The sequence below is a fragment of the Pseudomonas sp. AP42 genome, assembly GCF_001728935.1.
Taxonomy (GTDB): Bacteria; Pseudomonadota; Gammaproteobacteria; order Pseudomonadales; family Pseudomonadaceae; genus Aquipseudomonas; species Aquipseudomonas lactis.
In genome coordinates this window covers 1-8,371 of sequence record NZ_LYSO01000176.1, presented here as the reverse complement: position 1 = coordinate 8,371, position 8,371 = coordinate 1, and the positions used below count along the sequence as shown (strand labels likewise).

Here is an 8,371-nt window from a genome sequence, read left to right as displayed (position 1 = left end):
GAGCGGAACCCTAAGTCGCCGTTACCGCAGCAATGGATATGTACACGGTCCAACTGAGTCGCCTGTCAGGCCGCCTTCGCGAGCAAGCCCGCACAGTTGGATTGCGGTGCGTCAGATAGATCAGCGCCGGCTGTCAGGCCGTCACGGGAGCAAGCTCCCTCGCCACAAGTTCAGCGGCGCACCAAAATTGTGTAGATACCTATGCTGCGATGGCGGTAGGTCAGCTACTGAGATGTTGACTGACAGTCCGCCATCGCAGGCAAGCCCGCTCCCACATCAAGCTTTATGTGCTACGGCCGATAAGCAGGAATCAGTTTTAGGGATGGAGTGATGTGGGCGTGATGGAATTTCTTGGCGCAGTAGGCAACAGTTTTTCATTTCTCTACAACATGGTTACCGGCGCTTTGATCTTATGGGTCCTGACAGTGACCGCAACAGCGTCCGCAGTCAGGTCATTGGCTGAGGGGCGTGGTGCGCTATGGGGGGCCATGATTTCCACTGTAGGTGCAGTGATTATCCTACTGCTTATCCAGTTGATCGGTGTTCCCGAAGACACAATTAACGTTTTAAACAACTTCATCATCATGACCCTTGGAGGGCTGGGGTCCGGTCTGCTGGCTGTTGCACTCGTGACAAAGCCAAACGCGGTCGAGGCGTTGAAGTTCAAACGGGCGTTGTTCAACATTCTTGATTACGCCTTTGTCTGGTTGGGGCTGTCCTCTCTGTCCATGATTTTTCTTTTCCTTATTTCGAAGCTCTCTGGCCGCATAGTGGCAACTGATCATGCGCTTGGAATCATGCTTATTACCTTCTTGTTCACCTTTTTGAGCATTGTGCTGCTTGAGTGCCGTAACAAATTCGCTAAATGGGGAGAGTCGGTCGGACTGGGTCTATTTCTCATACTTGTTGTGCTGTTGGTGCTCTATGTAGGGACGCTTGCCTCGGTATGGTCCAAGGCACCGGGTTGGATACTGACGTTAAATAGTCTGGTGGCTTGCTCGATAGTGAGCACATCGCTGTATTACCGCAGGCGTGGCGCTGCACCGTTACTCCAGCCGTAACGATCCAGCACCAAGCTTGATTGATGCCTCTCCACATTCGCTCCTAAGGTACAGCCCACGACAGCAAACCCCGTGGAGCGACCATGACAACAACCATCACCCCCGACTCGCGCTGGACGCGGCGGCGCGACGAGAAGCAGCGGCGGCTCGGGCTGGTCAAAAAATACGCAGACGGGGCAGTGTTGCCCAGTGACAAGATCGTCGAGGCCCTTGAAGCCTTGATCCTCCCCGGCGACCGCGTGGTGCTGGAGGGCAACAACCAGAAGCAGGCCGATTTCCTCTCGCGCTCCCTGGCCAAGGCCGACCCGGCCAAGCTCCACGATTTGCACATGATCATGCCCAGCGTGGGCCGTTCCGAGCACCTGGACCTGTTTGAAAAGGGCATCGCCCGCAAGCTGGATTTCTCTTTCGCCGGCACTCAATCCCTGCGCATCAGCCAGTTGCTGGAAGACGGCCTGCTGGAAATCGGCGCGATCCATACCTACATCGAACTCTACGCACGACTGGTGGTGGACTTGATCCCCAACGTGGTGCTCTCTGCCGGCTTCATGGCTGACCGCGCCGGCAACATCTACACCGGCGCCAGCACCGAAGACACCCCGGCGTTGATCGAGCCTGCTGCCTTCAGCGATGGCATCGTCATTGTGCAGGTCAACCAGTTGGTGGATGACGTCACCGACTTGCCCCGTATCGACATCCCCGCAAGCTGGGTGGATTTCGTGGTGGTGGCCGACAAGCCGTTCTACATCGAACCGCTGTTCACCCGCGACCCACGCCATATCAAGCCGGTGCATGTGCTGATGGCGATGATGGCGATCCGTGGCATCTACGAAAAACACAATGTGCAGTCGCTCAACCATGGCATCGGCTTCAACACCGCCGCCATCGAATTGATCCTGCCCACCTACGGCGAATCCCTGGGTCTGAAAGGCAAGATCTGCCGCAACTGGACCCTCAACCCGCACCCCACATTGATCCCGGCGATTGAAAGCGGTTGGGTGGAGAGTGTGCATTGCTTCGGCACCGAACTGGGCATGGAAAACTACATCGCCGCTCGCCCGGATGTGTTCTTCACCGGCCGCGATGGTTCGATGCGCTCCAACCGCATGTTCTGTCAACTCGCCGGCCAGTACGCCGTGGACCTGTTTATCGGCGCCACCCTGCAAGTGGATGGCGACGGGCATTCCAGCACCGTGACCCGTGGCCGCCTCGCCGGTTTTGGTGGCGCGCCGAACATGGGCCACGACCCACGCGGCCGCCGCCATGGCACCCCAGCCTGGTTGGATATGCGCCACGACGATGCGCCAGAAGCCCTGCTTGAACGCGGCAAAAAACTGGTGGTGCAGATGGTCGAGACCTTTCAGGAGGGCGGCAAACCGACCTTTGTCGAGACCCTGGACGCGGTGGAAGTGGCGCGCAAAAGCGGCATGCCCCTGGCACCGATCATGATCTACGGTGACGACGTCACCCATTTGCTCACCGAAGAAGGCATCGCCTACCTGTACAAGGCGCGCTCCCTGGAAGAACGCCAGGCGATGATCGCCGCCGTCGCCGGGGTGACCGCCATCGGCATGCGCCACAACCCCAAGGACACTGCGCGCATGCGTCGCGAAGGCTTGATTGCCTTGCCCGAAGACTTGGGTATTCGCCGCACCGACGCCACCCGCGAGTTGTTGGCCGCCAAGAGCGTGGCCGATCTGGTGGAGTGGTCTGGTGGCCTGTACAACCCGCCCGCCAAGTTCAGGAGCTGGTAAATGCGCGCGCTCAAACTGCATGAACTCAGCCTCGCCGATCGCCTCGCGGATATGGCCGTCGATGCGCTGATCGATGAAGCCGACCTGTCGCCCAAGCCTGCGCTGGTGGACCGGCGTGGCAATGGTGCCCACAGCGATTTGCACCTGGGGCTGATGCACGCTTCGGCGCTGTCACTGTGGCCGATGTTCAAGGAAATGGCCGAGGCTGCGCTCGACATCGGCGAAGTCGGCCTGCCGTTGCGCGAAGCGCTCGGGCGTATTGGCCGGGAAGGCGAGGAGGCCATGCTCGCCACCACCCAGGGCGTGAACACCCATCGCGGTGCGATCTGGGCGCTGGGGTTGCTCACCGCTGCGGCGGCCTTGGAACCCCGTGCCGTAACCCTGACCGCCGCCAAACTGGCCCTGCTCAACGACCGTTACGCACCGCAGCCCATGAGTCATGGCGCCCAGGTTGCCCAGCGTTATGGTGCACGCGGTGCCCGTGAAGAAGCGCAGCTCGGCTTCCCCTCGGTAATCCAACGCGGCCTGCCGCAGCTGCACAAAAGCCGCCGCGAAAATGCCGGTGAACAGAACGCCCGTCTGGATGCCTTGCTGGCGATCATGACGGACTTGGCAGACACCTGCGTACTCTACCGCGCCGGTACCGAAGGCTTGGCCGCCATGCAACAGGGCGCCCAGGCCGTGCTCGACGCCGGTGGCAGCGCAACCCTCGCGGGGCGCCGCCAATTGCATGAGCTGGACCTGCAACTGCTGGCCTTGAATGCCTCCCCCGGTGGCGCCGCCGACCTGTTGGCCGCCTGCCTGTTTATCGACCGCCTCGACGGAGCGTTGTGATGGAAACCTTGTCCTTTGAATTCCCCGCCGGGCAGCCCCCCAAAGGCCGTGCGCTGGTGGGTTGCGTCGGCTCGGGCGACCTGGAAGTGCTGCTGGAGCCGGGCACGCCCGGCACCCTGACCATTCAGGTGCAAACCTCAGTCAATGGCGCGCAGCAACGCTGGCAGCACCTGTTCGAACGCATCTTCCAGGAGCAGACGCCGCCGGCCCTGAACATTGATATCCACGACTTCGGTGCCACGCCCGGCGTAGTGCGCTTGCGCCTGGAGCAAGGTTTCGAGGAGATCGGCCATGACTGACTTACTCGCCAAACACAGCTTTGTCGAACTCGGTGCTCGGCAGCGCGCCAAGGTGCTGTTGGATGCGGGCACCTTCCGCGAACTGATCGACCCGTTCCAGCGGGTCATGTCGCCGTGGCTCAGCCGCCAAGGCGTAGTGCCCCAAGCCGATGACGGTGTGGTCATCGCCAAGGGCAGCATCGGCGCCAAGCCTGTGGTGATTGCCGCGATTGAAGGCAACTTCCAGGGCGGCAGCCTGGGTGAAGTCGGCGGCGCAAAAATCGCGGGCGCCTTGGAACTGGCCGCCGAAGACAACCGCAACGGCATCCCCACCTGCGCGGTGCTACTGCTGGAAACGGGCGGCGTACGTTTGCAGGAAGCCAACCTCGGCTTGGCCGCCATTGCCGATATTCACGCGGCGATTGTCGACCTGCGCCAGTACCAGCCGGTGATCGGCGTGGTGGCCGGCAGTGTCGGTTGCTTTGGGGGCATGTCCATCGCGGCTGGCTTGTGCAGTTACCTGGTGGTCACTCGCGAAGCACGCCTGGGCTTGAATGGCCCGCAGGTGATCGAACAGGAGGCGGGCCTGGAGGAGTACGACTCCCGCGACCGGCCTTTTATCTGGAGCTTTACCGGTGGCGAGCAACGCTTCAACAGTGGCTTGGCCGACCGTTATGTGGCGGACGATGTCGCGCAGATCCAGCAGACCGTCAGCGCACTGTTGCAGCAAGGTGTGCCCGCACAACCTCGCAGCCGGCGCGCTGATTTCTACCTGGCGCGCCTGGCCGAACTGGACGCCACGGCGCAGATCGAGCCCGGCGCGGTTCGCGCGCTGTATCAGGGAGAACGCTCATGAGAGGCTTGCAGTGGTTCAACGCATTGAGCACCAACGCAACGCCCGTTGAGGGTTTGCCGGGCTCATTGAAAGTGGCGGACGGAGTATTGGGTGAACAGGCGGTGCGCTATATCGCCGTGGTTCCCGACCCGCACAACCGCTTCCCCCGTGCCCGTAATGGTGAAGTCGGCCTGCTGGAAGGCTGGGGCTTGGCCAAGGCGGTGGACGAAGCCATCGTCCGGGGTGACAAGCGGCCCATCATCGCTATCGTCGACGTACCCAGCCAAGCCTATGGCCGCCGCGAAGAAGCCCTGGGCATTCATCAGGCCCTGGCCGCCGCTGCTGACAGCTACGCTCGCGCCCGGCTTGCCGGTCACCCGGTGATCGCCCTGCTGGTGGGCAAGGCCATGTCTGGCGCGTTCCTGGCCCACGGCTACCAGGCCAATCGCCTGATCGCCCTGCGCGATCCTGGCGTGATGGTGCATGCCATGGGCAAAGCCTCGGCGGCACGGGTGACCTTGCGCAGCGTGGAAGAATTGGAAGCCCTGGCCGCCAGCGTGCCGCCGATGGCCTATGACATCGACAGCTATGCCAGCCTGGGTTTGCTGTGGGAGACGCTGACAGTCACCCAGATTGAACAACCCACGGCGGATGACGTGGCGCGGGTCAGCGATTGCCTGGTGCAGGCGGTCAAGGATATCGGCAGTACCGACTTGAGCTCACGCCTCGGCGCGACCAACCGGGCTGCCTCCAGCCACGTGCGCCAGCTGTTGCGGGAGCAATGGTGAACGCCCACGACTTGCTCTGGGGCATGACCCTGGCGCATCTGCCTGCCGATGCCCCAGCCTGGGCGCGGGATGCGATCCGTGCCGGGCATCCGGTGGTGGTGCGGCGCGCCATCGCCGAGCCGGGCCACGTGGCGGTCGGTGTGCGTGGGCGTTTGCGTGAGCAGCGTTTTGCCGCCCAGTTGCCCATTGCGGCAGTGCAACGGCGGGTGGCGCCGCAAGCTTTGCGAGACGTGCCCTCACCAAGGGATTTACCGGCGCTGCGGGCCCTCGATCAACTGCGCCCGGTGCTGGCGCAGCAAGACTGGGGCGTCAGTGGCAGTGCCGGGTTTGAATTGGCCAGTGGCATTGAAGCGCTGCATGCCAACAGTGACCTGGATTTGATTCTGTGCACGCCCAATCCTTTGGCTCGTAGCGAGGCGCAAGCGTTGTTGGCGGTCCTGGACACCGCGCCCTGCGCCGTCGACCTGCAACTGCAAACCCCTTTCGGCGCCGTCGCCTTGCGCGAATGGGCCGGCCCCTCACGCCGTGTACTGCTCAAGACCGTCAGCGGTGCACACCTTGTGCTCGACCCTTGGCAGGCCGTGGCATGAGCAGCCTTCTGGTGTTTCCGGGGCAGGGGGCCCAACGCAGCGGCATGCTCAAGGGGTTGCCGGCCGACATTGTGCAAGAGGCCAGTGATGCCCTGGGTGAAGACGTTCGTCTGCTCGACTCGGCGCAGGCGCTGGAATCGACGCGGGCTGTGCAACTGTGCCTGTTGATCGCCGGCGTGGCCCATGCCCGACGATTGGCGTGCACGCCGGATTATGTGGCGGGCCTGTCCATTGGCGCCTACCCAGCCGCGGTGATCGCCGGCTCCTTGGACTTCGCTGATGCGATAAAACTGGTCAGCCTGCGTGGCGAACTGATGCAGCAGGCTTATCCACAGGGCTATGGCATGACCGCGCTGATCGGCCCTGATCTGTCCAGCGTCGAGGCCTTGCTGGCGGATATCCACAGCCCACAAATGCCGGTGTACCTGGCCAATATCAATGCCGACAACCAGACCGTCATCGCCGGCAGCAACGAGGCGATGAAGCGGGTTGCCGAGCGCATCAAAGGCAACGGCGTCGCCAAGCGCCTGGCCGTCAGCGTGCCGTCCCATTGCCCGTTGCTGGAGCAACCCGCCCAGGCACTGTTGCAAGCCTTCGTCCCGCTCAAGGCGCCGCGTATCACCTACCTGAGCAGCACCCGCGCGCGACCTATCCACAACCCCGAACACCTGCGTGACGACCTGGCCTTCAATATGTGCCGCGTCGTCGATTGGCGCGGCACGGTGCAAAGCGCCTACGAGCGCGGTGTGCGCCTGCAAATCGAACTGCCTCCGGGCGCGGTGCTCACCGGTCTGTCACGCCGTGTTTTTGAACAAGCCACGGTGATCGCCTGCGAAGGCGCCCGCCTGGACACCTTGCAGGCTCTGCTGCAAGAGGAGGAACGCCGCCACCGATAACGCAATACCCAAGGCTTTCGAAGCACAAAAACAACAATTTCGAACGAGCACTTTGAGGACAACAACCATGATTATCTACGGTGTGGCTTTTTTGGCGTTCTGCACGTTGGCAGGGCTGTTTGTAGGTGAACTGCTGGGCAAGCTGCTGGGTATCCCGGCCAACGTCGGCGGGGTGGGTATCGCCATGCTGCTGTTGATCGGCCTGGGCAGCTACCTGAGCAAACGCGGCCTGTTTACTGGCAAGTCAGAGCAAGGCGTGAGTTTCTGGGCGGCGGTGTATATCCCGATTGTGGTGGCGATGGCTGCCCAGCAAAACGTGTATGGCGCCATCAGCGGTGGGCCGATGGCGATTCTGGCCGGGACCCTCGCCGTGGTGCTCGGCTTTGCCCTGGTGCCCGTGCTGGTGCGTATCGGTAACCGCGAGCCGGTTGCTCCTGTTCCCACCAAAGAAGCCGGGTGATCGCCATGTACGAATCGATGATGAAAGTGATCACCGGCTACGGCTTGATCAGTGGTTTTGCCGTGATCGGCCTGACCATGTGGGTGTCCTATTGGATCTCCGATACCTTCACCAAGGGCCGCCTGCATGGTTCGGCCATTGCCATTCTGCTGGGGTTGGCGCTGTCGTATGTGGGCGGTGCGTTTACCGGTGGTTCCAAGGGCGTGGTGGATATTCCGCTGTTGTCGGGCATCGGCCTGCTCGGTGGTGCGATGCTGCGGGACTTTGCCATTGTCGCCACGGCGTTTGGCGTGAGTGTCGATGAGCTCAAACGCGCGGGCTTCGTGGGTGTGTTGGCGCTGTTTGTCGGTGTGGGCTCGTCGTTCGTTGCCGGGGTAGGGGTGGCGATGGCGTTCGGGTACACCGATGCGGTGAGCCTCACCACCATCGGCGCCGGGGCCGTGACCTATATCGTCGGCCCGGTGACCGGCGCGGCGATTGGGGCCAGCTCCGAGGTGATGGCGCTGTCCATTGCCGCAGGGTTGATCAAGGCCATTCTGGTGATGGTGATGACGCCGTTCGTGGCGCCGCTGATCGGGCTGAACAATCCACGTAGCGCGGTGATCTTCGGTGGCTTGATGGGCACCTCCAGCGGCGTGGCGGGCGGCTTGGCGGCGACAGATCCGAAGCTGGTGCCTTATGGGTGTTTGACGGCGGCGTTCTATACGGCGCTGGGGTGCTTGCTGGGGCCGTCGTTGTTGTTTTTGCTGATGCGTGGGTTGGTGGGCTGACAGGTCGGGCCTCATCGCAGCATAGGTATCTACACAACTCTGTAGCGCTCAACGGTAACCACGATGCGAAGCGAGCCGCTCTTGATCTTGATCTTAGGCGCCCCG

General features: G+C 62.3%; 10 protein-coding genes. All 10 read left to right on the top strand.

Annotation, left to right across the window (positions count from 1 at the left end):
• The first annotated feature begins 332 nt into the window (after positions 1-332).
• The 10 genes from A7K61_RS29760 to madM all read left to right on the top strand — a co-directional run bounded on the left by A7K61_RS29760 (position 333) and on the right by madM (position 8,266).
• The gene (locus tag A7K61_RS29760; protein ID WP_139129571.1) at positions 333-1,061 is read left to right on the top strand and encodes a hypothetical protein; all 729 of its coding nucleotides are present in this window, start codon (positions 333-335) and stop codon (positions 1,059-1,061) included.
• Positions 1,062-1,144: 83 nt separating this feature from the next.
• On the top strand, positions 1,145-2,815 hold the full coding sequence (gene mdcA / locus A7K61_RS29755; protein ID WP_069558957.1) for a malonate decarboxylase subunit alpha: 1,671 nt from the start codon (positions 1,145-1,147) through the stop codon (positions 2,813-2,815).
• On the top strand, positions 2,816-3,649 hold the full coding sequence (locus A7K61_RS29750) for a triphosphoribosyl-dephospho-CoA synthase (protein ID WP_069558956.1): 834 nt from the start codon (positions 2,816-2,818) through the stop codon (positions 3,647-3,649).
• Positions 3,649-3,948 (top strand): malonate decarboxylase subunit delta, encoded by a 300-nt coding sequence (locus tag A7K61_RS29745; protein WP_014720312.1) that lies wholly within the window; start codon positions 3,649-3,651, stop codon positions 3,946-3,948. Before A7K61_RS29750 ends, A7K61_RS29745 begins: the two co-directional genes overlap by 1 nt.
• Positions 3,941-4,783: a biotin-independent malonate decarboxylase subunit beta gene (locus tag A7K61_RS29740; RefSeq protein WP_047711981.1), complete on the top strand. Its 843-nt coding sequence runs from the start codon at positions 3,941-3,943 to the stop codon at positions 4,781-4,783. The genes A7K61_RS29745 and A7K61_RS29740 overlap by 8 nt, the downstream gene beginning before the upstream one ends.
• On the top strand, positions 4,780-5,550 hold the full coding sequence (mdcE, locus tag A7K61_RS29735) for a biotin-independent malonate decarboxylase subunit gamma (protein WP_047711980.1): 771 nt from the start codon (positions 4,780-4,782) through the stop codon (positions 5,548-5,550). The genes A7K61_RS29740 and mdcE overlap by 4 nt, the downstream gene beginning before the upstream one ends.
• On the top strand, positions 5,544-6,140 hold the full coding sequence (locus A7K61_RS29730) for a malonate decarboxylase holo-ACP synthase (RefSeq protein ID WP_069558955.1): 597 nt from the start codon (positions 5,544-5,546) through the stop codon (positions 6,138-6,140). The genes mdcE and A7K61_RS29730 overlap by 7 nt, the downstream gene beginning before the upstream one ends.
• Complete coding sequence (gene mdcH, locus A7K61_RS29725; protein ID WP_069558954.1) at positions 6,137-7,036, top strand: malonate decarboxylase subunit epsilon; 900 nt, start codon at positions 6,137-6,139, stop codon at positions 7,034-7,036. The genes A7K61_RS29730 and mdcH overlap by 4 nt, the downstream gene beginning before the upstream one ends.
• Positions 7,037-7,103: 67 nt before the next feature.
• Positions 7,104-7,496 carry a malonate transporter subunit MadL gene (gene madL / locus A7K61_RS29720; RefSeq protein ID WP_032894763.1) on the top strand — a complete coding sequence of 131 codons (393 nt, stop codon included), beginning with the start codon at positions 7,104-7,106 and terminating at the stop codon, positions 7,494-7,496.
• A 5-nt stretch (positions 7,497-7,501) separates the two neighbouring features.
• On the top strand, positions 7,502-8,266 hold the full coding sequence (gene madM, locus A7K61_RS29715) for a malonate transporter subunit MadM (protein ID WP_032897715.1): 765 nt from the start codon (positions 7,502-7,504) through the stop codon (positions 8,264-8,266).
• Positions 8,267-8,371: the final 105 nt, after the last annotated feature.